Origin of the sequence: Pseudomonas sp. TMW22091, assembly GCF_022496705.1 — a bacterium.
In the GTDB taxonomy this organism is placed as follows: Bacteria; Pseudomonadota; Gammaproteobacteria; order Pseudomonadales; family Pseudomonadaceae; genus Aquipseudomonas; species Aquipseudomonas saxonica.
The window spans coordinates 101,408-128,277 of record NZ_SCFI01000009.1; the positions used below are offsets into that span (position 1 = coordinate 101,408).

The 26,870-nt window shown below is 55.7% G+C and carries 14 protein-coding genes and 5 pseudogenes; 8 read left to right on the top strand and 11 right to left on the bottom strand.

The window, feature by feature from the left end; all coding sequences use genetic code 11:
• Positions 1–13: 13 nt before the first annotated feature.
• The 4 genes and pseudogenes from drmA to EQV93_RS17070 all read left to right on the top strand — a co-directional run bounded on the left by drmA (position 14) and on the right by EQV93_RS17070 (position 7,082).
• Positions 14–4,048, top strand: a complete 4,035-nt coding sequence (gene drmA / locus EQV93_RS17055; RefSeq protein WP_240892019.1) for a DISARM system helicase DrmA — start codon at positions 14–16, stop codon at positions 4,046–4,048.
• 2 nt (positions 4,049–4,050) lie between these two features.
• On the top strand, positions 4,051–5,907 hold the full coding sequence (gene drmB, locus EQV93_RS17060; protein ID WP_240892020.1) for a DUF1998 domain-containing protein: 1,857 nt from the start codon (positions 4,051–4,053) through the stop codon (positions 5,905–5,907).
• 1 nt (position 5,908) lies between these two features.
• Complete coding sequence (drmC, locus tag EQV93_RS17065; protein ID WP_240892021.1) at positions 5,909–6,670, top strand: DISARM system phospholipase D-like protein DrmC; 762 nt, start codon at positions 5,909–5,911, stop codon at positions 6,668–6,670.
• Positions 6,671–6,689: 19 nt separating this feature from the next.
• Positions 6,690–7,082, top strand: a pseudogene (locus tag EQV93_RS17070) (very short patch repair endonuclease).
• Here the strand turns inward: EQV93_RS17070 and EQV93_RS17075 are convergent.
• From EQV93_RS17075 to EQV93_RS17095, 5 genes and pseudogenes are all read right to left on the bottom strand, one after another.
• Positions 7,057–8,103 (bottom strand): DNA cytosine methyltransferase, encoded by a 1,047-nt coding sequence (locus tag EQV93_RS17075; RefSeq protein ID WP_240892022.1) that lies wholly within the window; start codon positions 8,101–8,103, stop codon positions 7,057–7,059. The pseudogene EQV93_RS17070 and the gene EQV93_RS17075 sit on opposite strands and share 26 nt — an antisense overlap.
• A gap of 335 nt (positions 8,104–8,438) precedes the next feature.
• A complete protein-coding gene (gene radC, locus EQV93_RS17080; protein WP_240892023.1) occupies positions 8,439–8,936 on the bottom strand; it encodes a RadC family protein in 498 nt (165 codons plus the stop codon).
• Between the two features lie 52 nt (positions 8,937–8,988).
• Positions 8,989–9,621: pseudogene (locus EQV93_RS17085) on the bottom strand (recombination directionality factor); the annotation flags it as partial.
• Between the two features lie 177 nt (positions 9,622–9,798).
• Positions 9,799–10,242 (bottom strand): annotated as a pseudogene (locus EQV93_RS17090) (DUF932 domain-containing protein); the annotation flags it as partial.
• Positions 10,240–10,557 (bottom strand): annotated as a pseudogene (locus EQV93_RS17095) (hypothetical protein); the annotation flags it as partial. The pseudogenes EQV93_RS17090 and EQV93_RS17095, both read right to left, overlap by 3 nt.
• A 210-nt stretch (positions 10,558–10,767) precedes the next feature.
• Here EQV93_RS17095 and EQV93_RS17100 point away from each other — a divergent pair.
• Positions 10,768–10,896 (top strand): annotated as a pseudogene (locus tag EQV93_RS17100) (transposase domain-containing protein); the annotation flags it as partial.
• A 647-nt stretch (positions 10,897–11,543) separates the two neighbouring features.
• Here the strand turns inward: EQV93_RS17100 and EQV93_RS17105 are convergent.
• The 6 genes from EQV93_RS17105 to EQV93_RS17130 form a co-directional block, all read right to left on the bottom strand.
• Complete coding sequence (locus tag EQV93_RS17105) at positions 11,544–13,439, bottom strand: tetratricopeptide repeat protein (protein ID WP_240892025.1); 1,896 nt, start codon at positions 13,437–13,439, stop codon at positions 11,544–11,546.
• Positions 13,436–16,261: an ATP-dependent DNA helicase gene (locus tag EQV93_RS17110; protein ID WP_240892026.1), complete on the bottom strand. Its 2,826-nt coding sequence runs from the start codon at positions 16,259–16,261 to the stop codon at positions 13,436–13,438. Before EQV93_RS17110 ends, EQV93_RS17105 begins: the two co-directional genes overlap by 4 nt.
• A gap of 437 nt (positions 16,262–16,698) precedes the next feature.
• Positions 16,699–17,037: a YkvA family protein gene (locus tag EQV93_RS17115; RefSeq protein WP_236309613.1), complete on the bottom strand. Its 339-nt coding sequence runs from the start codon at positions 17,035–17,037 to the stop codon at positions 16,699–16,701.
• A 7-nt stretch (positions 17,038–17,044) separates the two neighbouring features.
• Positions 17,045–17,692, bottom strand: a complete 648-nt coding sequence (locus tag EQV93_RS17120) for a hypothetical protein (RefSeq protein WP_240892027.1) — start codon at positions 17,690–17,692, stop codon at positions 17,045–17,047.
• A gap of 37 nt (positions 17,693–17,729) precedes the next feature.
• Entirely contained in the window at positions 17,730–19,436 is a 1,707-nt protein-coding gene (locus EQV93_RS17125) for a LeoA/HP0731 family dynamin-like GTPase (protein ID WP_240892028.1), read from the bottom strand.
• An 11-nt stretch (positions 19,437–19,447) separates the two neighbouring features.
• On the bottom strand, positions 19,448–21,637 hold the full coding sequence (locus EQV93_RS17130; RefSeq protein WP_240892029.1) for a hypothetical protein: 2,190 nt from the start codon (positions 21,635–21,637) through the stop codon (positions 19,448–19,450).
• Positions 21,638–22,505: 868 nt separating this feature from the next.
• On the opposite strand from EQV93_RS17130, the gene EQV93_RS17135 reads away from it, so the two are divergent.
• Genes EQV93_RS17135 through EQV93_RS17145 form a run of 3 tightly spaced genes read left to right on the top strand, consistent with a single transcriptional unit; the run spans position 22,506 to position 26,786 of the window.
• Positions 22,506–23,249: a hypothetical protein gene (locus EQV93_RS17135; protein WP_240892030.1), complete on the top strand. Its 744-nt coding sequence runs from the start codon at positions 22,506–22,508 to the stop codon at positions 23,247–23,249.
• A 17-nt stretch (positions 23,250–23,266) separates the two neighbouring features.
• A complete protein-coding gene (locus EQV93_RS17140) occupies positions 23,267–24,766 on the top strand; it encodes a DUF262 domain-containing protein (RefSeq protein WP_272492678.1) in 1,500 nt (499 codons plus the stop codon).
• Positions 24,756–26,786 carry a DUF262 domain-containing protein gene (locus tag EQV93_RS17145; RefSeq protein WP_240892032.1) on the top strand — a complete coding sequence of 677 codons (2,031 nt, stop codon included), beginning with the start codon at positions 24,756–24,758 and terminating at the stop codon, positions 26,784–26,786. Before EQV93_RS17140 ends, EQV93_RS17145 begins: the two co-directional genes overlap by 11 nt.
• Positions 26,787–26,870 lie beyond the last annotated feature (84 nt).

Consider the following 26,870-nt stretch of genomic DNA (forward strand, 5'->3'; position numbering starts at 1 on the left):
ATGAATTCAGGGCATGACTATGGACGATAAAAGTAACAGCACTAGCCAGGAGGCCTGGATTGCAGTCGATCAAGGGTTAGAGCATGACTCCTGTCTAGTAAATAAAGGTATCCGTCTAAAAGGGCGCCATTCCGCGTTGCATGAGGGGGCTTGGGTACTGATTTTGAACTCAGCTGGTGGAATCGTGCGCATTGGTCGTGTTCTGCGTATCCGAGTCGATGCGGCTGGCACCTCGCTGTACTTCGACAAGGCCAAGACAATCGAGCCGGCAGTTGGGATAGGAAGCACCAATTTGCTGCCTCCTAAAACCGGCTGCGTCATTCGAGCGCCTTGGACCGAGTTCGCTGAGGCCATTCCACGTGCCCTCGGCATCACCCTTGCCGAGATTCCTCTGATCGAGAATGAGGCTTACGTTCGCGAATTACTGCAGTACGCCATCATGGACGATCTTTTGGGGCCAGCGGGTGGGCCGGAAGAGCTCATCGTCGATATGAGCGTCCGCGATCGTTATCTTGTCGGCAAGCTAGCGCCGATGGAAAACGCCGAGCGTGGTGAGGATATAGCCCCTCCTGAGACGAATGAGGAGGACGAGCCTACTGATTTGGAACCGAAGGCCCAGTCGAACAAAGTTGACTCTCCCCAGAAATCTGGTGGCGGTGATTCCGAAGCCGAAGAAGAGGTTGATACAGCCTCTAACCAATCGCTCGCACCTTCGAGCTTAGGATTTACCTTCTGCGTCGATGGCAATGTGGAGCGTCTTGAGGTGGTTGTGAGCTGGGGGCGCTATGAGCGCGTCGACTCCGATGACTCCGCCCATGCCAAGGTAGTCAAGAAGGCAGTCCGTGATGCCGAAGGCCGGGTGATCAAGACCATTGAGCAAGTTCTCAAAGCCAAAGTCTGGCGGCGAAAACCGTCTGGTGGAATCTTCCCATTGGCGCTGGAGGATGGCGTGATCACTCCCGTCGCCCCGGATGCTGCCTGCCAGAAAGTGCTTATTCAAGGCACGGTGCGCTCTCCAAATGAAAAGGGTGAGCGCTTGGTAACGTTGTTTCTGGTAAACGGGCAGACAGAGCCTGATGAGAATCGCGATACCGCCTGGGTGTTCCAGCCGGAAATTCGCGTGCGTGCAAATGACGAAAGCTCGATAAAGGAAGTATTCCGCCGTCGTCCCGCACTCGAAGCTAATGTTGGCGCTGCGGACGATGACGACTTGCGCGAGCGTCTGGCGCTGGAAATGATCTATCGCGACCGGGTCGAGTTCGCTGTCGGTCATGGTGTTGCAGTGCATGCGTTGTGTGGTGCTGATGTAGCGAGGGCAGTCGAACTACGTACTGTGGTGATGCCGCAATATGAAGTGCCGGTGACGGAAACGCCGGGTTTGGATTCGCAGGATCGCCCAGCTATGCGCAGGCTGGTCGATGAAGAACTGCTGGATATGAAGCATCTAGCGGAACTGGAGACTGACGAGCTCGTTGCTGCGCTCGGAATACTGACTGAGGATTATGCTGCCTGGATCAAAAATCAGCGAGCACGTATTGAGACCGATGCCGTCGGCTATGCCCAGCAGGCCGATGAGGCTCTGGGGCAATGTGAGTCGATCCTGATTCGACTGCGCGAGGGTGTGAGTCTGCTGGCAACAGACGATAAGGCCCTGGCGGCATTTCGGTTCGCCAATCGTGCAATGGCCATCCAGCGTGTGCATAGTGCGTTCGCCTTGCAGCGCCGGCGCGGTCGCACTGTCAAGCTGGAGGAGTTCGACATTTCGAAGAACCGCTCTTGGCGTCCCTTCCAGTTGGCTTTCCTTCTGCTGTCCTTGCCGGGACTGGCTGATCCGAAACATACGGATCGTACTCAGCCTCTACAGGCCTATGCTGACCTGCTTTGGTTTCCCACCGGTGGTGGCAAGACCGAGGCGTATCTTGGTGTCGCTGCTTTCACCATGGCGATTCGCCGTTTGCAAGGAAATATGGGCGGCTACGACGCATCTCGCGGTCTGGCTGTGATCATGCGCTACACCCTGCGCTTGCTGACTCTTCAACAGTTTCAGCGGGCTACCGCGCTGCTCTGTGCTATGGAGCATATTCGCCGAGAAGCGCTTGCAGCGGGTGACAAGTCCTTAGGCGATAGCGCGTTCACCATAGGCCTTTGGGTTGGCAATAAGGTGACGCCGGGCTCCACCGAAGATAGCCACAAGTTTATCGAAGCCATTCGTACCCCTGGCCGAAACCCGACTGGTATGGCATCGCCAGCCCAGCTTACAGGGTGTCCATGGTGCGGAACGGAGATTGATCCGAGCAGAGATATTGAGGTAGACAAGATCGTTGGGCGGACGACAATTTACTGCGGCGACAAGCTCAGTGTCTGCGATTTCTCTCGCGGTCGCTCGAGCAAGCTGGCGCATCCTGGTTTGCCGGTTATGGTCGTGGACGAAGAGATGTATCATCGCCCACCGTCCATGATGATCGCCACCGTCGACAAGTTCGCCATGATGGCGTGGCGCGGACAGGTACGGAACCTGTTCGGTCGTGTCTCGAAGGAATGCTCCCGTCATGGCTTGCTCTGGCCGGGCTCTGAGTGCAATACCGGCCATAGGGCTGTAGCTGGTAGAGCAGCGGCGTCGGTCAAAGCTATCGCTCCAGTAAGGCCTCCGGACCTGATCATCCAGGACGAGTTCCACCTGATCAGTGGACCTTTGGGGACCATGGTTGGACTGTATGAGAGTACGGTCGATGAACTATGCACCTGGCAGCTGGGTGATGATTCGATCCGCCCGAAGGTTATCGCTTCGACGGCCACCGTGCGCAAGGCGCAGCAACAGGTAAACAATGTATTCATGCGCCAGGTCTCGGTTTTCCCGCCGCATGGCTTGGATGTCGAGGACAACTTTTTCTCGGTGCAGCGTCCGATCGAGCAGAAACCAGGGCGACGTTATCTAGGTATTTGTTCTCCGGGCAGCTCGCGGCCAGCGATGCTGATTAGGGTCTATACCGCTGCTCTGACCGCTGCTCAGGCACTGTTCGATCGCTTCGGCAAGGCTGCTGATCCATACATGACCATGGTGGGGTACTTCAACTCGCTACGCGAGTTGGGCGGTATGAAGCGTCTGGCCGAGGATGACGTGCAGACTCGTGCGTACCGCGTACAAATGAGCATGGTGCAGCGGCCTGGTCTGGCGCAGCGCAGCGTTATGAACATTCGTGAGCTGACTTCTCGTGTTTCCAACCAGGACATTCCCAAGTATCTCGACCAGCTTGAGGTGATGTTCAAGTCCGAGTGGGATCCTGAAAAAGGTAAGTACGTGACCCGTTGGGAAGAAGGAGATTCTCGAGCCATCGATATCGTATTGGCCACCAACATGCTGTCGGTCGGGGTCGACGTTAACCGGCTGGGAATTATGGCAGTCAACGGTCAGCCAAAAGGGACTGCGGAATATATACAGGCGACGAGTCGTGTGGGGCGTCAATTCCCTGGACTGGTGTGTACCGTACTGACATGGGCCCGGCCTCGCGACCTCTCGCACTATGAGACCTTCGAGCATTACCACGCGACCTTTTACAAGCATGTTGAAGCGCAATCGGTCACACCGTTTTCGCCGCGCGCCATGGATCGCGGTTTGACTGGAGCGATGCTTTCACTTATCCGCGCCAAGAGCGATGATTTCGCGCCGAACGACGGAGCGCAGAGCCTTAAACAGCCAGATCAGGCGGAAATGCTGGATGCCATGAAGGTGCTCGAAACGCGCGCCGACAACATCGCAGAAGCTCCTGCGAAGAAGCTCGCGGGCGATATGCTCAAGCAGCGCGCGGACCAGTGGGTGAACGAGGTGATGCAGGGCAATCGTATCTTGGCATATGAAAAGCGCGGGCCAGACAAGGACAGAACAGTTCCCTTGATAAAGGCACCTGGGGCACAGGCCTGGGATAACTGGACTGTGCCTATGTCGATGCGTGAGGTCGAGCCGGGAGTTCGTTTGGTGATGAACTCGACGAAAATCAAAGACGATATTCAATGGAAGCCTCGCCCCGCGGCGGCCGATAAGGACGAATGAAAATGGCGAGCGAAAAAACTCATGTTGGTTCGGTTCGACCTAGTCAGCTGTTGTGGACCTACGGCCCAGGTGCCCTCGTCGACTTGCCGAACTTGTCGGTCGTGACTTCCGGCATTGACGTCTGGGAGAAGGATCGTTGTCAGCCAGTGATCGAAAATCGTCTGCTCGCTGCCGTACAAAAGAGGCTTGGTTCTCAGGTCGAGTCGCTACGTATGCCGCCGTTTAGCAAGAGTGATTCGGTAGATCCTTTCTCAGCAGAAGCCAACGTTGGGGTTCCTGTTCGCCCTTTTCCTCGCTGGCTGCGTTGCGTGAAGTGCGGATTGCTCTCACCCTATGACAGTGGTTTGTTCGAGCTCAAGGAAAACAGATATCGTCCAGAGGCGACACGTTTTGTTCACCAGGGTTGCAGAGGCTCCAAAGGGGATCAGCCCGCGAGGGATGCCGATGCTGTTCCGGCACGTTTCCTTTTGGCTTGCAAGAATGGGCATCTGGATGACTTCCCTTGGCAGTGGTTCGTCCACAGTGGCCCCAGCGATTGCAAAGGTACGCTGCGATTCTTCGAAAGCGGTGCGTCACTTCAAACCGAGAATCTTTGGGTCAAATGTGACACCTGTGGAGCAGCACGCAATATGGCCCATGCATTCGGGCAACTCGGTAAGGAAAATTTGCCAGGTTGCCGTGGACGGCATCCTCATCTAGATCAGTTCGAGCCGGATTGTGACGTTGAGCCTCGTGCTGTTCTGCTTGGAGCCACCAACAGTTGGTTCCCTGTCTCCCTGTCCGCATTGGCGATACCTCAGGCGAAGGATGGTTTGGCACAATTGGTGGAAGATGGTTGGAGCTTCTTTGGTGAAATCGAGACGCCGGAAGACGTACCTTTAACCATCAAGCTGCTTAAGAAGACCGGTTCGCTACCCGGCATCGATCAATATTCCGCGGAAGCTATCTGGGTTGCAATTGAGGCATACCGTTCTCGGGGTGACGAGACTGTCACCGAGGCTGATATCAAGGGGCCTGAATGGAGGGTGCTGATTGATCCGTCTCCAGTGAATGATTATCCACACTTCATGTCCGAGGCGGTGGCTGTTCCAAATGGCTTTCAAAGCAAGATCGCCAGGGTGTTGCTGCTAAAACGTCTGCGGGAGGTCAACGCTTTACTCGGCTTCACGCGAGTCGAGGCACCTGACGACTCTGGCGGTAGCGGATCTGGACCGGTCCAAGCTCCGCTGTCGCGAGCGAAGCCCGAGTGGGTGCCTGCGAATCAGGTACACGGCGAAGGCATCTTCATTCAGTTCGATGAGCAGTCGATCGCCGAATGGGAGCGGAGTTCCGAGGTTCAGGCTACAGATGTGAGTCTGCGCGGGGGGCATAAAGGTTGGCGGAACTCCCGCCACCTCAGTCCGCCTGAAGATAATTACCCAGGCGCTCGGTACGTGATGCTGCATACCTTGGCGCATCTTCTGATCCGAGAGCTGGCGCTGGAGTGCGGATACAATGCGGCCAGCATTAGAGAGCGGATCTATGCTGAAGTGAATGAAGAGGGCAATCAGTGTGGCTTCATTATCTACACGGCAGCCGCAGACTCTGATGGAACCTTGGGTGGTTTGGTTGAGTTGGGTAAGCCAGAGAACTTGGAACGCCTACTAGTTCAGGCTTTGCGACGTGCGCGTATTTGTTCCTCCGATCCCTTGTGTGCTGAGCATGACCCGAAAAAAGATCGGAGTCTGCATGCAGCGGCTTGCCATGCATGTTCTTTCGTTGCGGAGACTTCGTGCGAGCGTGGTAACCGTTACCTTGATCGGGCGATGGTCGTGTCTACTTTCGAGAATGCCAAAGCGGCATTCTTCCCGGATATTTGAGATGCGGAATCTATTGGCTGCGGTATCCGAATTGGTTTCCATCGTATCTTCTGACCGCGTCGCCGCGTTGGCGACAAAAGTCAGGGGGGGAGACGCCGCCAAAGCAGGGGATCTTGGAGCAGGCGTGTTGTCGGCCAAGGCGGGCAATGCACTCAAGGGGTTGGTTGATGCTTGGAAGGCGTCGACGGCCAGCGGTGAGACCTTGGCTGCCATGCTCTTGGCCGCCGCCCATGCTTTTCGCCATGCTGAGAGTCTGCAGAAGGTCGAGCTGGTATGGACTGGACCTACTACCGAGCTCGTTCCTGCTCGTCGAACCGAACAGGCGTTGATTCAGGTAATCAATGCTGCAAAGCACCGCTTGTTCATCACAAGTTACGTCGCTTACGACATCGAGTCGATTGCCAAGGCTCTGAGGTCAGCTGCAGAGCGTGGTGTGAAAATAGAGTTCTTGATGGAGCTCTCCAGCGCGCAGGGTGGAAAGGTCAGTATTGATCCAATCGGTAACCTGCGGAACATCGTTCCTGATGCGTGGTTTTACATTTGGAAGGACAAAGATGCGGCCTTCGTGAATGGCAGTGTGCATGCGAAGGTCGCGGTAGCCGATGGACTGTTCTGCTTCATCACCAGCGCTAATCTCACTGGGTACGCCATGGATCAGAACATGGAGGCCGGAGTTCTGATATCTGGTGTTCCATTGCCTGAGCAGCTTCATCGGCATCTAGAGGCATTGGTGATCACGGGGGTTATCGTGCCCATCGGCTGATGCTCTGTTGGGAGGGTGAATGTCACGAAGTGACATCATGCAGGCGGTGAAGCGCGCCCATACGGCGCCAGAGATGATCGTTCGCCAAGAGCTGCATGCTTTGGGCCTACGGTTCCGTCTGTATCGTCGGGAGCTTCCTGGTTCGCCTGACATTGTTCTGCCCAGGCTCCGAACTGTAATTTTTGTGCATGGGTGCTTCTGGCATAGACATTCTGACTGCCGTTACGCAACGACACCTAAGACTAGGCAAGAGTACTGGTTGCCCAAGTTCGCGGCGAACATCGAGCGTGATGCCAGAAAGGAGGCCCAGCTGTAGGCGCTGGGCTGGCGTGTGCTGTTGGTCTGGGAGTGTGAAACCAAGCGGCGGGAGGAATTGACGCTGCGCCTCAGGCGAGAGTTCGGGCTTTCTTAAGCTGCTCAAGATGGCGCTTTAAACTGATTCCGATCACTTCACCCAGTCGCACTGGTACTGCATTGCCGATCATTCGACCGACCGACTTGAAGTTGATCTTATCGACTGGCATGAACTCGTAGTCGATAGGAAACGACTGCAGAGTGGCTGCCTCGCGCAGCGAGATGGCACGATTCTGTTCGGGATGGCCAAAACGGCCGTTGCCAAATCCATAGCAGAGTGTGGTCATCGTCGGACCTGGCTCTTCCCAGCGCATACGTCCGTAGACACTAGGGTAAGTCTTGCCACTATCTTTTTGATGGCATAGGGCACGTAGGTCTGTTGGCCAGTCCTTCCATGTGCCACCCGGGCGCGAGTAGATGATTCGCTTGAGATTGACCGGCGTCAGCGAAGCCGATCTGTGGAGCGGGTCTTTCGGGTCGCACTCTCCAGCGGCTAGACGAGGAAAGTGGCCGATCGCATCCTCAACTGTGACTGGTTTACCTTCATGTGTTTTTGTAATCAGCGATATTGGCCCTAACTTCGAAGCTAGCAGTACATGACGGCGGCGATGCTGAGGCAATCCGTATTCAATGCAGGGAACTCGGTCGGCCCAGACGAAGTAACCTTGGCGCTCCAGCGCGGCGACGAAGTCATGGTAGACCTCGTGCTTGGTCACATCTGGAACGTTTTCCATGGTGACCAGCTCAGGCTGAACGCCTTCTATGAGTCTTTTGAAAGCGTAGAGCAGAGGCCATTTGCGATCGTTACGAGTATCGCGGCCTTGGTTATAGCTAGAGAACGGTTGGCACGGTGCGCAGCCTGCCAGCAGCTTGATGCGTCCGGGGCGATACCAGTCTGCTACCTCTTTTACGGAAACATCCTCGACGCTTTTAGCCACGAAAGCTGCATGGTTGTTCTGCTCGTAGGCGTACCTGCAGTTTTGATCAATGTCATAACCTGCATGAACGTGAACACCTGACTGGCGCAGGCCAGCGGTCAAACCACCAGCGCCACAAAAAAGGTCGACAGCATCAATCATAGGGTAGGATCTCCGAATGCTGAGCATTCTAGCGTCTGTCAGCATTAAGATCGAGCACTATCATCCGGTTGCTCGGTAACCTGACAAAATCCTTCAGCGTTTGCGTAGTCTGTCGCTCAACATGCTAATCAAAGAGATCCCAAGGGTTCCGTCCCCTACAGGATCTGATGGTCAGGTGCTGATACCTGTCGAAAGGTCTGAGAGCAGTTGTCGATCCGAGAGGTGATCGCGCATGCAGACTGCTTGATCCTACCGGGACAAAAAATAAAAAGCTCTCGTCAGGAAGACTTGTCCCTGGGGATGCCAGGGACAAGTCTTCCTGACGAGAGCCATGGTTAAAGGTAACCCCGTTCGGCCAGCGATACGCATCCTTCATAGCCCACCACCACATGATCCAATATCTGGGTTCCGATCAAGTTGAGGGCATTCTTTAAGGTTGAGGTCAGAGTGCGATCGGCTTGACTAGGCTCCGGATCGCCGGAGGGATGGTTATGCACCAGGATCACGGCTGCTGCATTGTGCTCTAGGGCGATCTTGACCACTTCCCGTGGATAGACGCTGGCCCCATCTAGCGTGCCTCTGAACAGCTCTCTAAAGCCTATCACCCGGTGCTTGCTGTCGAGCAGTAGCAGAGCAAAGACTTCGTACTCGTGGTACTGCAGCAGTGTTTGCAGGTGGCTGAAGACCTGCTTCGGCTCAGTCAGTGCCCGGCCTTTAGACAGACGACTCATCGCCAGTTGTTGCGCCATCTGCAGGATGTCGGCCTCAGTGACCGGTGATTCCATGACATAGGTACCGGTCGTTTCACCGGCTATGAGTTTGTGATATTTCATGCGGGTATTCCTGTACGAATGCGTGAGAACGGAGTGGGATTGAGAAACGCGGTTACTGGACGGTGGGCTTGCCGTTGTGCCGCTTGGTTTGCGACTCCAGCTTTTGGGCGAGTGAGGGTTTGGCAGGCGCTGCCAGTTGGGCTTGGGGCTCTACAGGGCTGGGCTGATCTTCCAGGACGGGAAAGAACTCCTCGACGACGGCACCGGTGTCCTCCTCGCTGTCCTCAAAGGCCCCATTGTTAAAGCCCTGCTGGGCGGCGTGATCCAAGGCGCTCTGGTCAAAGCCGGAGGCTTGCCGGGCTTTGTCCAATTGCTTGGCTTCCAGCAAGGCGTCTTCTAGGCTCAGCCCGCTGCGCACTGTGATGTCCACGTAGAAGATCGGCGTGCCATGGCTCTGCCGAGTGGATTTGCCACGCAGACGCAGTTCCAGCGGTAGACAGGCCAGACGATTGCCGGAAATGGCTTGCAGGTAATGCAGACGCGCTGCCAGGGTGCGGATGCTGTTAAAGCCGGTGGTACGAAAGACAAAGCTGCCCAGTGGATCATCGTCTCCATCCTGTGGATCGATCTTGGGTAGTGAAATGTCACGCCCGGTTTTCTCCAGCCACAGCTCCAGCTGGGATTTGTAAGGGTTCAGGCCCACGGCCGCGGCGGCATCCGAGCTGCCGATACCTTGTTTACGCACGGCCAACCAGTCCTCGCGCGGCAGTTGTTTAGTCCCCACTAGGCGTAAGGCAGGACGGGGTTTACTGCTGGGTTGTTGCAGAGTTTGTGTGCCCATGATGTTTTCCTGTGCGGCATAAAAAACGCCCGGCCAGCAGAAGCTGACCAGGCGTTTTAATGGTTGAGTTAGGGAGTGGAGCTAGGCGGCGAGTTGCAGTGCGGCCTGCAGGGCGCGTTGTTTGATGACAGCCCCTTGGCCAAACCAGGCCGAGTCCATGCGGTATTCAGTACTGCGGGCACGCCGCTCGTGATCAACGTACTCGGTCACCGCATTGAGCAAGCCCCAGGCGGTTCCTTGAGCCGACACCAGTGTGGCGCCACGCCCCTGACCTTCATACAGGCTCTGCACCTTGCGCAGCGCCCGCTCGTTAGGAAGTACTGCGGGTAGTGGACTGTTGGGGCTGGCATCACACAATACGTTCATGAAAAACCCCAAGGCCTCATGGCATTGAACCTTGCGTTCCGACAGCATTCGCATGCGGTGCATGAAGTCGTCCCAGTGGGAGACGGCGATGCCTAACTGCTTCTTTACCGCTTGCGGATCAAAGCGGGTGTTATGCGGCACCTTAATAGCGCGGGTGCTGAAGCTGTAACCGCATTCCAGGCACTGATAGTTATCCAGCACCTTCTCATCAATCTGTTCACCCAGTGTGGCCCCAGCGATCCCGCCGGCAGCACCACCAAACAACCCTCCGAGTATGGCGCCAGCGATACTACCCACAGCAATCCCAACAGGCCCGCCGACTATGCCGAGTACCGCACCGGCTTCCGCTCCCGACAAGGCTCCGGCGGCCCCACTGACTGCACCTCCTGCAGCGCCAATCAACCCACCCGTTTGCTTACCGATATTTTTCTTTGCGACACGTCCAGAATTGCAGCTAGGGCAAGGGGCATACATACGTAAATCCTCTCAAGTGATGAGCGTACTAGCCAAAAAGCAGGCACGCCAAATCCCTACCGCAGTTAATACGGTGGGCGTTCACAGAGGTGATATAGGTCTGAATTTTTTTTGATTGGGATTTCAAGCAGAAATTAGTTGAAATCACGCGGCAAATCGAGATATTCCAAGTGTTATTGGGGACCAGGGGCTGGAAATTGAGTGCGCGTTGCCGTGTCGTTGTGCGGCAGCAAACGCGCGGCGGCGCTGATGAGTCTGATCCAGTCGGCCAAGCTCAATGTGCATGATCCGTACGCGTATTTGAAGGGCGTACTGGCGCGGCTGCCGACGAAACGAGCGAGATCGCCGAGCTGTTGCCGCATAACTGAATGCCGTTACGCAACCTGCAACGCCCGTTCCTTTACGGTCTACCTAAGCGAGGAAGCCAAGCTGAAACTGGCAAAATTCAAGATAGAAAACAACTCGCCAGCCGCTAGAATGCTCAATATGCAGCGTAATTCGGGACTCTTTGGGAACATCGCAGCCACTCTGTACTCAGCGGAGAACTAGGAGTGTTCCGAAACGTTTCTGAATTACCGATTACGAAGAGCGCGAATTTTCGCAACGTCATTTAGCGATAACTTAGCGTTGGTAAATGGCGGTACTCGCTTGCCAATCGTTGGGTCTCATCGATGTCGGTGGCATAGGCAGCATTGAAGGCAAACCACAGAAGTACGAATCGTCCGTCAACCACCTTGGCCTGCGCGGCGCGTTGCAGGCAGCTGGGGGGCGGTGACCCTACACTGGACGGCCTTTTCCGTAAGCTGGACAACGTGCCGACTGTGTACGGCAGGACGCCAAATAAGTTCGATGGGAAAAAGGGCCGCTCAGGAATTCCGGGACCTACCGACTGACTTGGGGCTGGAATCGACCTACAGGGGCAATTGGCAAATAGTAGAGCTGAGATTCGAGTTAAACTATTGGCAGTTTCCCAGCAACGGCACTAGTCATTCCGCGTCAATCGAAACGGCTTTCCACCCCCAGCAAGCCCGCTTCTTGTTGTAGCTCAGCACAGCTGTGCCAGATATTTTCCGGCCATCCTCGACTCCGTGCTCTGTCACGAGCGGGGGCGCAACGAAGATGTCGGTTTCCGTGAAGCCCATGCCATTGGATACGCGTACCTCCTCACAGAATGCCTTTTTGACATGTGCATCTGGCTGTTTGTCGGTCGACCAAGCCTGATGCACACGGAACCCCTGGCCTTTTTTTGACGTGTATCGGGATAGCCTTAGACCTATCGAGTCCCCTTCAACGAAAGAACCGGACAGTTCGGAAAGAGGGATTACTCCCTCTATCTCGCGGTCGACGATGAAGTGGAGGACGTGCTTGTCCTTGTTGATGTGGTCGATCACACCTGTTTTTTCCGGAAAAACATCCCAAAGCGTTTCGGATGGCCTATCTTCCAGCACGAAAATCCTGAACCTCTGATTGTCGTCAAACTCGCCCTTGAACCTGACCGCATTGCCCGGAGCCAGCTTCTTGCGTACAACCTTGGATTCGGAAATGCTCACCTCTGTCGGGACAGAGGAGGTTTTCAGGAATAACCTCCGCTTCGGCTTGTCCTCTTTGCCAGGAACCGTAAATTTTTCGCCAATGTTGGCATCGAGCCAAGGCAAGTTGCTAAATAGCAGAGTTTCGGCAGCTGCCGCATGAGTCTGATAGAAGGCACGGTTTGAAGCGCTGGCCTGCGATTCGGCAAACCATGGCTGAGAAGCGAGTTGAGCCGCGGTTTCGGGGATTTTGTGGCCCTCATTCTCCTTGGAGGCGATAACCGTCTCGATTTCGCGCTTGGCGGCAGACAAGTCATTGCATTCCAACATTCGTTGAGCGACTTTGAGCCTGATTTTTCCCGTGAATTTGTCATCGGCGGGGCAGGACAGTGCCTTGCAGTAACAGCCCAGCGCCGCTTGCTGGTCGGTGCGAGAAACGATGTCCCCCAGTAACCCCCAAGCCCAGTAGTCGTTTGCCTTGGCCTTAGCGACTTGGAGCCCGAAGGCTAAGGCCTCGTCATGCGCGCCCAAGGACAAGAGCACCTTCGCTTTGTCGAGTTTCAGCCAGATGTTGTCGGGAAATCGCTCGATTGCCGCGTTGATATGGGGAAGCATGTAATTCTGGTCTTCGGCGTTGGTTGAGGCGCTGGCCTCCTTACCTGCCTGCTGGATGACCTTCTCCGCCAAGGACGGGTATCCCTTGCCGTCCTCCGCTCGGTAGCGCTCGAAATCCTCCGAGCGCAGATATTCTAGTTTCCACAGGCGCGAAAAACCAAGCATGCTCAATTTGTCCTGCCCTGCGAGTTTCGCGGCAAGTTGAAGTACGCACGCGTGCAGCAGCGAAGGCTTTTCAACATCCAGCTTGAGATAGTCGTGCAGGTTGCGCTTGATGGCTCCGAGGTTAACGCTGTCGGCAGCCATCAACTCCTTGGAGTGCTTGAACAACGCCCATCCAAGGCCAGTCTGGGTTTCCTTGTCGGCGGCGCCGTCGGCCCACACCGTGCGATAAACGGCAGCTGCTTGCGCATGCTGGCCATCCTTGCTGAGGGCTTTCGCCTGGCTGATCTGCTGCCCGTGGGAATTGCACAGCGCCAGGGCATTACGAATCCCCTTGGCGAGCACGTCGTCTGAGAGGTCGACTTTGCTGCCTTCTAGTTGATTGCGGTAGTGGGGCAGGTTCTCTTGGTTCCCGCTTTTGGCGTCCCGCTTGATGAGGTCGATCAGGGTCCAGCAGAATGCTTTCCGGTCCCAGTTATCTACCTGCGGCGCCCCCATCAGTTCCAGTGCCATCCGATATGCCTCATCAATCGCACCTTCCTTGCGTTTGGCGAAAACCTCCTTGTTTGTAATCACCCCTGCATTCCTTTTGTAAGAAGTAAGCCGACGTCACCGACCAACGAGCCCGGCGAGCAGGCGCTGATCAGTGGCTGGCACTTCGTGAATTGTTCTTTCGCGCTGTACCAGACATCGTAAACGGCGACCGCGCCATCTTTGGCAAAGCTGTATCGCTGGGACCATTGCTGCTCTACAACCTTCTGAACGGCAATGCCGCTCTCACCGCAAAGGCTGAGAACCTTCTCGTGGAAATCGTTCAGGAATGGCTTGGCGAAGCGCATCTCGATAATCGGGGAGTCTGTGCCCGCAAACAGCGGCTTGCCTTTGAGCGGAGCGAGTAGAGCTGCCAACTTGGCGCCCAGGTCCGTAAGGCGGGGGGCAACGAGGCTGGTAACCTTGTTCCTGCCGTTGTAGGCGATGTCTATCCGAGCAAACTCTGCTTCGTGCTTGAAGTGGTAAACCTCTTGGTATTGATTGTGAAACACCTCCTCAATGGCGATGCCCTGGCCTTCGATCAGCTTGCAGACCTCGGCCAGCAGAGAAAGCAGAAACGACGCCGTCGCGGGAATGCCAAATGTGTCGGAGTTCTGCAGAGCAAGGGCCACAGACGGCTGCTGTGGGCTGGCGGGCATGGCAAGAATATCCTTCAGCGGATTCGGGACTTGAAGTAAGTCCAAAGCAGGATTCGAAACGATTTTAATGCGGCTCCACGGTTGCAGGTTCGGCGGGTCGAGCAAATAAAGGTTTTTTGCCGTGCGCGTGATTGCGGTGTAGAACCAGCGGAAATAGTCGGCTGTCAGCTGGCTTTGGTGGCTCTTGGATTTCACAAACACATGATTCCATTCGCTGCCTTGGGCTTTGTGACAGGTGATTGCGTAGCCGAACTTGAGCCTCAGCGCGTTGAAATACGGATCGGTTTTCAGTTTATGCTTGAACTCAGCGCTGTTCCTCTTAATGCCTTCGTTGCGAATGCAGAAATCCAGATAGAGTGCCTTGTTCTGATCGGACGAGAGGCCGGGCTCCTTGCTGTAGAGCAGATCCTCCAGGATTTTTATCTGGAAAAAACGAGCAACGCCTTCCAGATCTTTGAAGCCTACCACTACATCACGAAACGTCAGCTCAACCGGTATTTCCTCGAGTTTTCCCGAGTCAGGGACTTTCCTTTTAAGCGTAATGGTTCGTTTCTCCGGGGAGGAAATTACCTGCCGGATCAAGCCGAAATCACCGTTCGAGATGAATATCCCGCAGGCGTCGCTGTTCGAGACCGCCATGACCTTGTCCCCGGGCATAACCTCTGGACAGCCTGGGAAAAAATGCTCCCGGATTTGGCGGTTGTAGTCCCCAACGTCGGAGTTTGAGTGCGCGATGACTATGGATTCCCCGTTAATCTTGCCGCCGCAGGACTCGAGATAGCGCAACATCAGATCCTGGTGTTCCACCTTCTGGACGTCGGGATGGTCGAAATCGATCACCAGTTGATTGAAAACCTTGGCTTGCAAAGACTTTCGAATCGGTACTGCGTTTGCGATTACGCCGCTTTCCGATTTTTGCCGAACCACCTCCGACAGTTCGTACCCGGTCGAGCGTGTGTGATGCTTGCGCAATAGGTAATCCGCGTCCAGAGCAGGCGAGAAGCTCATGCCCACCGGTGGCAACTGCGCGTCGTCACCGATGAAAATCACCTTTTTGCTGTGATCGTTGTGGTCTAGGTTCACGAACTTGAGGAAGTCGGCCAGCAGGTATCCCGTCCCGAAACGAAAAAATTCCGCCTCTTGGTAGATATCCGCAATCATGGACGCCTCGTCCACTATGTAGACCGTATCAGCTGAAAGGCTGTTCACCGCCACTTGAGCGTAGAACTTGAACGTCTCGGTTCCGTCTATCCCGGCGTCGCGGTACTCAGAAATGTCGTCGAACGAGTAAATGGTCTTGTGAATCGTGTAAGCGGGTGACTTTGTCTTGCTGGCGATTACTTTGGACGCCTTGCCGGTCGGCGCGGCAAGAACGTAGTTTCGGCCTATCGCGCGAAAATACTCGGTCAGGCCCTTGGTGACGAAGGTTTTGCCGGTGCCCGCGTAGCCTTTGAGGAGGAACACGCTTTCCTCATTGCCGTCGAGGAATCGTTCCAGCCGGTTAATCAGCTCCGCCTGTCCGTCAGTCAGTGAATACCCGGCGAAGGCGTCGTTGGTGCTTATCAGCCTGCGCGTGTGCGCGGATTTGAAATCGATTGTTTCGGTGACCCGCGCGGCAGAGTTTTTGAAATCTCGGAGTTTAGCCTCGTCAAGCGTCTGGTTTAGGGTTGCGATTTCGGCTTGGGCGGCTTTCTCCGCAGCCTCCAATAGGCTCAACTCCTCCTTTGCAGCGGCCAACTGTTTAGCAAGGTTTTCTCCTGTCTTGCTCAGCTCTGCGAGATGCTCAGAGGGTTTAGTCGGAGCAGTGTAGGGCGGATACCCGTCGAGACATTCCCCGCTGTAGGTCTTGTAGAACCACTGACCGATAAGGTATGCCTCCTCAATCAGTAGAAGGGAAATATCGGCACCCATCGAGTTGCCGTGGGCGGCTTTGTTGCCGAGCATCCGAAGGGCATGGAGTTTTTGGAGGACGGCGTCGCCGACAACCTCCCGGAAATCCGGCGATTTGAGCTTTTCAAAAAAACCATCTGTCGGTTCGCTCGGAAGTCTCAGCTCTCTGTAGAGAATGCCAACCAGGACTTCAGCGAAGCAGCGCATCTTGATGGCCGCCGTGTGCGGGTCTGAAAACACGTAGCATTCGGCAAACGATGCATGCTGATACAGCTGGGGCCAGCGAGCTTTTAGAGGATAAAAATTATTCGAATTCATTTGTTGTATTTATCCACCTAAAATCTCGAGGGCATGCAGAATTTTGTGCGCACAGGAGACTGCTGTGACAGTTTTGCGGGTAGCCGCTTAGAGAAGCTGTTCGCCATCCCCCCATAATCTCACCATTTCGTGGTGTTGGTCTCACCAGCCTGCGGTCACCTACAGAGTCATGTAGCGCTCTGCCTTTTTCTTCAGAAACAAGCCGGCTAGTTCGGTTTTTTCTTTGGTGCAGTATGGTGCGAAGCGTAACCTAAAATTATCGGTGAACGCGCTGTGTAAGGTTGATGTGATGGTTGTCGCGTTCAAGTCGGTGACGCGTCTTGAGGGGCTGGGCTGGTAATCCAGGAGTCTGGGACGCATGGAGTGTCAGATTGTGATGGCCCGGGTTTGTCGATGCCTCACTCAAACACAGTCTTGCGTGAGGCATCGCGTTGCGATCAGGAGAACCACTGTTTCAGTGTTTGCTTCGCCCGTGTCACATGCTCGGCCTTGATGTGGGTCGCGGTTGCGGCCAAAGCCGCGCATAAAACGCCGATGTCGTCGGTGTATCCTACGATTGGAGTGATGTCCGGGATGACATCAATCGGCGAGATGAAATATCCCAGCGCTCCATAAATGGTAGTTTTCGCCCACGTTGGGGTATCCGAATCTGTTGCGGCGTAATACATCTTCAGCGCTGGCTCGAGGGCGGCCTCGCCTGCGGATTTTGCGTAGCTTTTGACTTTTTCCCAGAAGGAATCGTCCGAGTAGTCCTTTTCAAATGCGTTATCTGACATGTTTTTATCACTCCTCATTGCATTCGAGCACAACCGCTTCATCAAGCTTGCAGGCGCTGGTATTGCCGTCCATTCCCCAGTGATTACTGCTGTAGATACCGCGCGACACTGACTGGCCCTCTTCGGTGAATACCTCAATCACTGCGTTCCAGAGGGAGGCCCTGGGGGCTTCAGTACTAGGATCAAGGCAGAGCAAATGGGTCAGTTGATATTGACCTTTGTGCACATAGCCTTGATGGCCCACGACCATCATCCAGTGGCCACTATGCTTCGACCAGCTTACGCCTATCAATGGAATGGCGTCCCTGTCCAGCGCGTGGCGTAGTTTGCTGACTAGCTGTTTTTTGCTGCCTGTCACGTGCTCGGCTTCAATGCCGCTTCCGCGGAAATGCTGGGCAAGACTCGCCAGATCCTCGCCGTTGGTACCGGAAGAAATCAACGCGCCATGGGAGATCAGCGCGTTACGAAACTTGCCTTCGCGGCTGCGACCATCCCAGAGGTTCATATCAGTGATCTCTTTACGCTCCAGCACGCCGAGTGTGAGCAACGCCATCATCAGCGCGTATGGGCCACAAGCGCCGTCGGCATCGCCCTGGCGCAGATGCACCAGGGCGCCATTCTCGGCGCAGGTTTCGGGGCCCTTTGGAGAAACCATTAACCAGCGGCTCACGCACATCGTGTTCATTATGATCTTAGCCCTCGATCCGGGTGAATTCGGCTTCTATCAACTCCCCGCTTTGGCGCCATTCCTTGAATTGTTCACGCAACCTTTTCTGCGTATCGATGGCGACCTGAACGTCTGCGGCATTGGCATCAAGCGAGGCGTAATCGGGGAAGAAGCGCTCCTCGAACGAGACGTCTTGAATCATGGTTAACAGTTCTTCACGCTGGTTGTTGAAGTTGTCTACCATCTCTGCGATAGCCTGTCTGAACTGATCTTCGCGTTTCTTGCGTTCATAGCTGTCCCAGGCTTCCAGCGCCAAGCCTGCAACCGACAGGATGCCGTTGAGGTTTTTCGCCAGATTAATCGCGCCCCAAGGCTTGAATTTCAGTGCCTTGCCCAGATCCACGCCGAGGGTCTTGGCCACGTTAACGATGCCATCGCGGGCAGCCAAAATGCTGCCGTTGTTGATCAGGTTGCCCTTGATCACATAGTTCACGCCTTGCTTGCCCAGGTTGATCACGTTGGTGTTGAAGTGATCGATCTCGGAGTCAAAGCTGAGGCGCATGCGGCTGAGTTCCTGGCTCACTCCGTTGAGTTGACGATCGAATTCGTTCTGCAGGCGCGTGGTCACCATGACGCCATCACGCCCAATCTCACGCTCGAAGAACTCCTTGAAGGTTTCCTGGGTCAGTCCCTCCGTACGCATGATCAGCCCGGAGAAATAGCGTGAGACAAAATCACGCAGGCCGATACGCACCTCGCCTATTTGACTCTTGGCGCCGACGAGCTGACGACTGAGCGTGCGGCTGACGCCACTTAGGCGCTCGACTTCATCGCCCAGGCGCTGATCGTTTTCCACCGCCACCGGCAGTTCCTTATGCAGCACGTCGAGGATCACGCTCTTGCGCGCTTGATCGACAATCGCCGCAGGGCCGCCACTGGACTGAATCTTGCTCGCCGTGGCCTGTTGCAGGCTGACGATGTGCGACAGCGTCTTGAACTGGCCAAGGCGTTCGAGCCAATAGTCAGTCCCCATGTCGAACGGGTTCGCAGCCACCGCGACGATACTCAGCGCAGCCACCTCCGCGTCGCTGGCGTCGATGGACTCGCGAAGCCGGCTTTCGACGTTGTTGCGTTTGACCTGCAGGTGCTGCGCGTAGCTCGGCTCATCCTCCACGTCGGCCACTTCGTCGAAACGGCTCAATACGAATACGGTGCGCGGCAGCAGATCGAGCGTGCGGAACAGCCAGTTCAGGTCATCTTTATGGCTGTCCTTGATCGGGTTGGTTGAGTTCATCACGTACAGCACCAGGTGGGCTTCGCTGACGTATTTGCGCGTGATGTCCTTGTACTTCTCCATCGCATTGATATCGGCGTTGTACTGTTCCTTGAAACCAAATAGCCCGGGAGTGTCGATCAGCACGAAGTTGTCATCCACTTCGTAGACTTTCACCTCGTTCGATGACTCCTGCTGACTGATATTCATGCTGGATTTGTCGAGACGTTCCATCCAGGCCGCAGCGATGGACGTCTTGCCTTCAGAGAAACCGCCGATCAAGGCAATTTTGAGCTTGTCTTTGGCCAGGTTCTGGCTGGCATGTTCGAGTTTGCTCAGCAGTGTCGGGTCGATGTTGACGCCCAGTGCAGCACCTTGCTCGAGGAATACACGCAGTTTGTCCAGCAGTGCCAGAGCCTTGTTGTTTTGATTCAGAAAGAGCTCAAGGGTCGAATTCATGGTGCAGTTCCTTATGCTTTGAGGTCGCTGGCGATCTTTTTCAGGCCGAGGTGGGCAGCGTCGAGTTTTTGGTTGATGTGCCGTGCTTGCAGGGCGGGCTTCTGCAGAACGGTACGGATCTGCTCGATTTTCTCTTCCAGTGGCGGCAGCGCCTGCGCGAGGGTTTCGCGGAAACCGTCGCGGATGGCCTCGCAAGCGCTGTCGAGGTTGTTGTCGGTGGCTTTGCGCTGTTGGCCTTTCTTGTAGTCACTGTCAAAAAAGCTCCACACGGCCTTCGCGAGACCGACTAGTAGCGTCGCCACGCCAATGGTCATCAGCACCCAGCCCACGGGGTTCCAGATCATCACTGCACCACCGGCCAGACTGGCCAGTAAACCCACGACGTTGATCCCGTTGTCGATACTCACGTTCAGGCTGAAGTCTCCGGCCAGACGTGCCTTACCGATCTGTGAGTAGCCGGCCAACAGGTCTTTGGCATGCGATTCGAAACGCTGGACAATTTCGCTGACATTCTTCTGGAACTGATCAACCTGCTTGTCGAGTGTTGCCGGCAGTTTGTCTTGCAGTGTCGACTGCTCACTCTTTAGTACCCGTTCCAGCACGGCTTTGAAATCATCGTTGCTGATGTCGTCATCGATGCGGTCGTAAACGCGCTTGCGCACGGCATCTTCAAATTCGCCGATGGCCTGCTCGCCCGCATTGTTCAGGCGGCTGTTGAGGGACTTGAACGCAATTTGCAGCTGGTGGCAGGCGTTCTCGGCTTCCTCGTGCAGTTTTTTGGCCAGTGGGGCGAACTGCGCTACCTGGATGGCTTTCACTTCTGAGCAAACGTCGGTTACCGCGAGTTGAACCTTGTTCATGTTCGAGCGGCGTATTTTGGCCTTCACGTTTGTGACCAGGTCTCGGGTCAGGTGTCGATAGAATTGCTTGACGCCGGATTTTTCCAGCAGCGCGTCTGGCGCCATGGCATCGAGGAATTTCTTGCGGCTGATCGCTATCGTGGAGCGTGGCACCAGGCAATCGGCTGCTGCATAGAACGCGGGCAGGGCACAGAGGGTCATACTGCGCTGGTAATGCTCGCCCAGTTGCTTGCGCATGATCTGGTCGAGATCATCCAGGCTGGCCTGCTCGTCAGGGCTGATCAGGGCGGGTTTTTGCAAAGCCATGGGGTTGGTGATGCGTTTGTTGTAGAGCGTCCAGACTTCCGTCTGCGCACCCAGTTGTGCCTTGATTTTTTCCAGGGTGCCAGGACGTCCGGCATCACCGGTCTGCGGAGGTGCCGCTTTGGACGTTACGTAGAACACCGCATGGGCACGCTTGACCGCGTTGTTTATCTGCTCACTGACCTTGCTCTCGTCACCCTCGATGCCAGGAACATCGAGCAACTGAAAATGCTGCCCTTCTGAATCAAAGGCATACGCTTGAGTTTGACGGGTGAAGTCAGCGCGGCCATCACCGATGATGCTGCCGTCTTCGAAGGCCGCCAGTTGCTGCAGATTATCCAGTGCCGTTGCATGTTGCTGACGGGTTTCGCCTAGCCGGGACTGAATCTCTTCGCTGTGCTGACGCAGTCTGGTCAGTTCGGTTTCACGCTGCAGGGGCAAAACAGAGGCGCCGGCCTGCAACTGCACCAGAGCGATTTCTTCGGGAAGCTTGCGTAGCAGGTTGATAATGCGCTGGATCAGACCAGCGCTTCGCTTCTGTTCTTCGATACGCGCGCGCAGGGCGTCCTCTTGCAACTGCTGTTCGACCTGGCGCTGGTCATGGAGGGCATCGACGGCGGCCGTTTCACTTTCGGCCTGGGCCAGGCGGCTGACCAGCGACTCGATTTCTGTTTCCAGTGCCTGTAACGCCTCTTCGCTCAACCCCGACTGCTGTTGCAAGGCTAGGAAGCGCTGACGTTGCTCACGTTTGGTGTTTTCCCTGAGCAAGATGCGCAAGGTTTCGATCAGTGTCGACTTGCCAGCGTTGGTTTCGCCATAGAACGCAACGGTGAAGGTTTTGTGTTCGGCGTTGTCCTTTAGCTCGTTAATTGCCTTGGTCAGCGCCTGTTCGATTTCCCGCAATTTGCTTTGCGCTTCTGCCTGAGCCGTGGCTAGGCTTGGATCGTCGGCACCCCGTGCCAAGGCTTTGAGCAAGGTGCTGATGTGATCGATAAGTTTAAGGTAGAGGCCTTCGGAGATGTCTTCGGCGGCAGTCATGGTGTCTTCCTGTCTGACTAAATGTACTCGATTCGCCGCAGCGACCTGTTGCTATCTAGAATTATGGGGCGCGCAAGTTGTGTTCAGGCGATGCACCCCAGTCATCTCGGCGATCCGAGGCATGCATAAGGAGGCGTGGTGCGGGAAATTGAGCAACCTTATCGTCCTTGCGGCTCGGGGAACACCGTCGACATCGGTACAATGCTGGCGTATGGCTATCGGCCCTCAGTGAATAACCTTTAATTTTGGTAGCGACTACTTGTTTCGCAGACTCGGAATTTAGAGGTAGGTTGCACATCACTCAGGACGTAGTGATCAACCCACATCCAGTTATGCGACAAACCCATTGCCGCCGACAACGCCTATGAGGCTCGTTGTGCCATTGCTCAAGAAGATGTTGTGCAACGATGAAATTCGATTTAGAGAAGTCCCACGACGAGGTGTCGGAGCAATGACGTTCTCTCTACCCGAGAACCATTGGTTTGTCCGACACTGAGCCGTAGATCACCGTATCGACACAACTTTTCTGGCCCTGTTTTCCTTGATAGCTGACACTGACAGGTTGCCGGTAGCTGCTTTTTGAATAGGCATGGAGGGCTTTCTTGGGGCAGGTGGTGCTGACAGGGAGACGGATATGTCGACGCTGATAGTGTTGGGCGGTGGCAATGATCTGTCGGGGGAGCGCTCTGGCATGATTTTGGGGCTTGCTGCCACTGCAGTATCCCGGCACCATCTGCGCAATTAGCCATCCCTTTGCCATTATCGGGCGTGACCTCATCACACTCGGTCGAAAGGATTTGCAACCAGCTCATTACTTTGCCGCAAACGGCGACGTGCCCGCCCAAGACCTATTCAAGGAATGAATGCAATGATCAAGAAATCGGTATCGGAGCTCGCGTTCGTCAATAGTGGGTCCCCGCTGCCCACCGTCGAGGTTGATTCGCAGTCCATCGAGAATGCTGGCTTCAGCATCTACCGCACCGTGATGCAGGTACTGACCCGGTTGGCCGAACAGGACGCATCACTGCGGGCGACTCTCTACATGTACGGTTCTGTTAGCGTCAATTTCCACGAGCCGTGCTGGTCTGAATTCTTGTTGGTTGCAGGTCCCAAGAAAGTTCTGCTTGCCTTGGGCGCCGGCTTTGAGCAGTTGTCGACGGTGAAGTCGCGGTTTAGTGATTACATTTCGTCTTCTGCCGCCCTGCGCACTTTCCATCTCGAGGATGGTTTGGTATGGGAGCAAGAGGATGCCTGCACCTGGTATTCCCACGGCCAGAGTCTGGCAGACCTGACAGCTGAAGCCGAAGAGGCCGAAGAGGGCAGTGACGATGCCGAGCCTATCGAGGAGGATGAGGAGGACGAGGTCTGGGATGTCGAGGAGCTGGATTCTTCGGATGAGCAGGATGAAGACCTGGCCGTTGTCACTGCCAGCCGGAAGGCGGCGCGGTATCGTGCCGCACGTTCGGATGCGAAAGTAAGCAGCATTCGGGCAGCGATCGAAGAAGTCTTTGGGTTGCCGGAAGGGTCAGTCGCACTATGTGGGCCAGATCGGCGTGCGCTGCGGGGTGATGCCCGGATCAGGACGTTGCGTAAACGCTGGGAGGAGAGCTGAGCAGGGGAGCTCGATCCATGACGCAGGAATCTCTTGTTCGGGTCAGCACCCTGTCATTCTCCGATTTGCTGAAGACAAGTGACTGGCCATTGGCACTGGACAGCTATCAGCGCGGCTTCGTCTGGGGCCCGGACAAACTGATGCAACTGGCCAGTGACCTCGCAGAATTTGCAGAGCAGGCGGACAACACCCTGCCTTACTACATGGGTGTGGTGTTACTGCATCGCAATGCATACCAGTCGAAACGGTTCATCATCGATGGTCAGCAACGCGTTACAGCGTTGTCGCTGTTGTACTACCGGGCTACCGGCATGCTGCCAGCGGGCCAGGCGCTCAGCTATTCGGGGCAATCCGCGCGGCATATCTCTGCAGGACTGCAGGCTTTGAAGCAGCTAGAGCCGATTGCGCGGGAGGTTATCGAAAAACTTCGTCTGACGGTGATCGAAGTGGACAGCACCGATCTTGCCTTCACCTTTTTCGATACCCAGAACAACCGCGGAGTGCGCCTAGAGGCCACCGACTTGCTCAAGGCTTATCACCTGCGTGCGATCGATCATGCAGATGGTGAGGGCAGGCTCAAGACAGCACTGCAGCAGCACTGCGCTGAGCGTTGGGAGTCACTGCAACGCCACCCCGCGATACTTTCTCCAGGTCAGGATTTCGCACCCAACCTATTCAATCGTTTTCTCTGGCGTGCGCGACGTTGGCGCGGATCGCAAACGCCTGCGGGCAGGCACGAGGCGCTACTGGCCGAGTTCCAGCGCGACACCTGGCCCCATGTTGCAGACAGCCGCAGTCGTATCGACAGCGTGCCACTCTACGCCACCCGGCACAATCGGCTGGCGACTGCGCTGACGCTGGCGGGCGACGGCGAGTACCTACTGCAGGGCAGTCAACTGCGTGTCAGCCACAACCCCGCAAACTTGCCGATGGCGCTGCGCCAGCCCATTCATGAGGGTTTGGGATTCTTTCTCTACACAGATAAGTACGCCGCGCTGCTACAAAGGCTGATCAACGATCCTGAGCCATGCAGGCACGTGAGTTCGTTCCGCGTGATCTATCGACAGCTGCTGCGCAACAACCAGGAGTATCTGCGCGAGATCTTTATGCTCTGCAGCTTGGTGTACGTGGATCAGTTCGAAGTTGAGCAACTGACCGCGTTTGCCCTGCGCTTGGAGTTTCTGCTGGGCGCGATTCGTCTGGAGAAAAAACAGGTCAAACAGGAGACTGCCGCCAACTTCTTCAGGCTGGCCGAGCTGAACCTGCTGGATGTGATTGCACAGAGTTACCACCCGAAACAGGTGCTGGATTTTCTGCAGCAACGGCAACAGGCCGTGGCGTCGTTGTATGCCAATGAAACGATTGAAGTGGGGAATGGTGTGCAGGGGCGATACAAAAGGGCTGTCCTGGAGTTCTATCGGGGGCAAGCGGATTCTGAATGCCGCAGCCTTGCGGGCAAATCGCAATGGCTCGAGGCGAGCCTGAAGGCTTTCCAGGAAGATCGCCATGAAAATTGATTCCAGCCTCTGCACTCTGGAGCAGTTGGTCAACAAGCAAGACGCCGCCTGGTGCTTCAATGTGCCGATCTACCAGCGCTTGTACGTATGGGGTGATGACCAGATCAAGACGCTGCTGACTGATATGGCCAATGCCTTCGATCGACGCGACACGCAGTTTTTCCTGGGTGGCACGCTGTTGGTGGAGAAAACCGCCGAGGAAGACCGCGATCAGGGCGTGCGCCGCTTCGATCTAATCGACGGGCAGCAGCGATTCACCACGCTGTGGATGCTCAGCACGGTGGCGGTATGGAGCCAGGTGATGGGGGACTTCAGCAGGGTTGTGCTGAAGGACGGTGCGATTCCGCGCCTGCACTTCTCGATCCGAGAGCAGGTGAACGTCTTCCTTGCCAGCATGATGCCGGGAGGTAGAGCGACGACCAGCGAAGCCATCGACACCCAGAGCATGAGAGAGGCTCAGCAATTGATGGCCTCCTTCGCGCAGACTTACAAGCGTGCGGACGGCGGGCCTGTGGATGATGAATATCTCAAGGCGCTGGCCGGCTTTGTTTATCGCAACGTCTCGCTGGTGCTCACACAGGTGCCCGAGGGCATGGATTTGAACAAGCTGTTCGAAGTCATCAATAATCGTGGCATCCAGCTACAGCACCACGAGATTCTCAAGGCCAGGCTGCTGCGCGACATCCCTGCAGAAAGCCGTTCCCGCTATGCGGCATTGTGGAATGCCTGTGCCGACATGAGTGGCTTTGTCGAGCGCAATTTTTGCCTTGAAACCCAGCTGGAGGCGCATCGACTGGGAGATCTCTATAACAAGGGGCAACTGCTGAATGCAGGCGCCGTGCACGGGCTGCTGAGCCGAAAGGTTGACGCTGCGCAAGCGGAAGACGACGAACGACTGACCTTGCAAGCTATCGTTGACGGCGGGCTTACCGGCATCGGCACGGATCCGACAGCCATCGCCGTGGATGACGGAGAAGCGCCCTGGGCGCGAAGCATTATCGGCTTTCCGCTCTTCTTGCTTCATGTGCTGCGCATTTGGTTGAAGGAGCAAGGGCGGGCGGATCTGCCCCGCGTGCTAGATCGCCAGTTGCTCGCCTTGTTCGAGGCGCACTTGCTGGTGCCGACGGAGCCAATGCAGCGTAAGGCGAGGGCGCAGGGATTCATCGATCTGCTCTGGCGTATGCGCGTGCTGTGGGATGAGTACATCATCAAGTGGGTCGATCAAGGCGATGAAGAGATCCACCAGGTTTGCCATACCTCGATTTCTCCCAGTGATGACAAGCGTTACATCAATCGCAGCCGTGACAATTCCCTGCATCAGGGCCTGTCGTTGCTGCAGAGCATGCTGTATCACTCGCAGGAGATCACCACTCATTACTGGTTGACGCCATTTCTCTACTTCATCCACAAGCATGCGCACACCGTGCGTGGTGGCGGCAGCGAGGTGGAGCGCTATTACGGCTTCCTGTGTCATCTGGATAACCAGTTGCTGGGGGAGGCTACCAACAAACCGTTGGTCGCGCGTACCCGCTCGTTTATGGACGAGCCCTGGCGCACCGCATCTGCACTCCAGTTCGAGGATGTGCTGTCGTGGAGCCGCGGCGTTGATTTTGCGCATTACTGGTTCTACAAGCTGGACTTCGTACTCTGGCATGAACAGCAACGTGACCATGAGCTATGGGGCAATTTCCGTTTTACCGCAAAGAACTCGGTAGAACATATTTCGCCGCAGAATCCACAAGCGACCGACACCAACAAGGTCTCGAAGGATTGGCTGGACCGTTTTGGCAATCTCGCGCTTGTCTCGCGCAGTATCAACTCGGAGTACGGCAATCTGCCCTACAACGAAAAGCGCCAGCGATTCCTTAACAAAAGGGCGCTCGAGAAGCGGCCTGACTCCTTGAAAATGGACTTGATCTATTCGAAAAATGAGTGGGGAAATGCCTCGGCCAATGCTCATCAGGCGGCAATGCTGGCGGCACTGCGACGCTATTACCAAAGGGGGTTCAACCTCGACTAGCTGCAAGCAGATATAGGGTATATGCCGCATTGCACACGAGGATTTTGCACGTCGCTTGCGGTCAATCACCACTCCGTCGATGTT

Excerpts from the sequence above, each read along its gene's own strand:
- EQV93_RS17075 (WP_240892022.1), bottom strand. The coding sequence starts at position 8,103 with ATGATTGATGCTGTCGACCTTTTTTGTGGCGCTGGTGGTTTGACCGCT.
- EQV93_RS17110 (WP_240892026.1), bottom strand. The coding sequence starts at position 16,261 with ATGAATTCGAATAATTTTTATCCTCTAAAAGCTCGCTGGCCCCAGCTG.
- EQV93_RS17125 (WP_240892028.1), bottom strand. The coding sequence starts at position 19,436 with ATGAATTCGACCCTTGAGCTCTTTCTGAATCAAAACAACAAGGCTCTG.
- drmB (WP_240892020.1), top strand. The coding sequence starts at position 4,051 with ATGGCGAGCGAAAAAACTCATGTTGGTTCGGTTCGACCTAGTCAGCTG.
- EQV93_RS17115 (WP_236309613.1), bottom strand. The coding sequence starts at position 17,037 with ATGTCAGATAACGCATTTGAAAAGGACTACTCGGACGATTCCTTCTGG.
- radC (WP_240892023.1), bottom strand. The coding sequence starts at position 8,936 with ATGAAATATCACAAACTCATAGCCGGTGAAACGACCGGTACCTATGTC.
- drmA (WP_240892019.1), top strand. The coding sequence starts at position 14 with ATGACTATGGACGATAAAAGTAACAGCACTAGCCAGGAGGCCTGGATT.
- EQV93_RS17120 (WP_240892027.1), bottom strand. The coding sequence starts at position 17,692 with ATGGTTTCTCCAAAGGGCCCCGAAACCTGCGCCGAGAATGGCGCCCTG.
- EQV93_RS17130 (WP_240892029.1), bottom strand. The coding sequence starts at position 21,637 with ATGACTGCCGCCGAAGACATCTCCGAAGGCCTCTACCTTAAACTTATC.
- EQV93_RS17140 (WP_272492678.1), top strand. The coding sequence starts at position 23,267 with ATGACGCAGGAATCTCTTGTTCGGGTCAGCACCCTGTCATTCTCCGAT.
- EQV93_RS17145 (WP_240892032.1), top strand. The coding sequence starts at position 24,756 with ATGAAAATTGATTCCAGCCTCTGCACTCTGGAGCAGTTGGTCAACAAG.
- drmC (WP_240892021.1), top strand. The coding sequence starts at position 5,909 with ATGCGGAATCTATTGGCTGCGGTATCCGAATTGGTTTCCATCGTATCT.
- EQV93_RS17135 (WP_240892030.1), top strand. The coding sequence starts at position 22,506 with ATGATCAAGAAATCGGTATCGGAGCTCGCGTTCGTCAATAGTGGGTCC.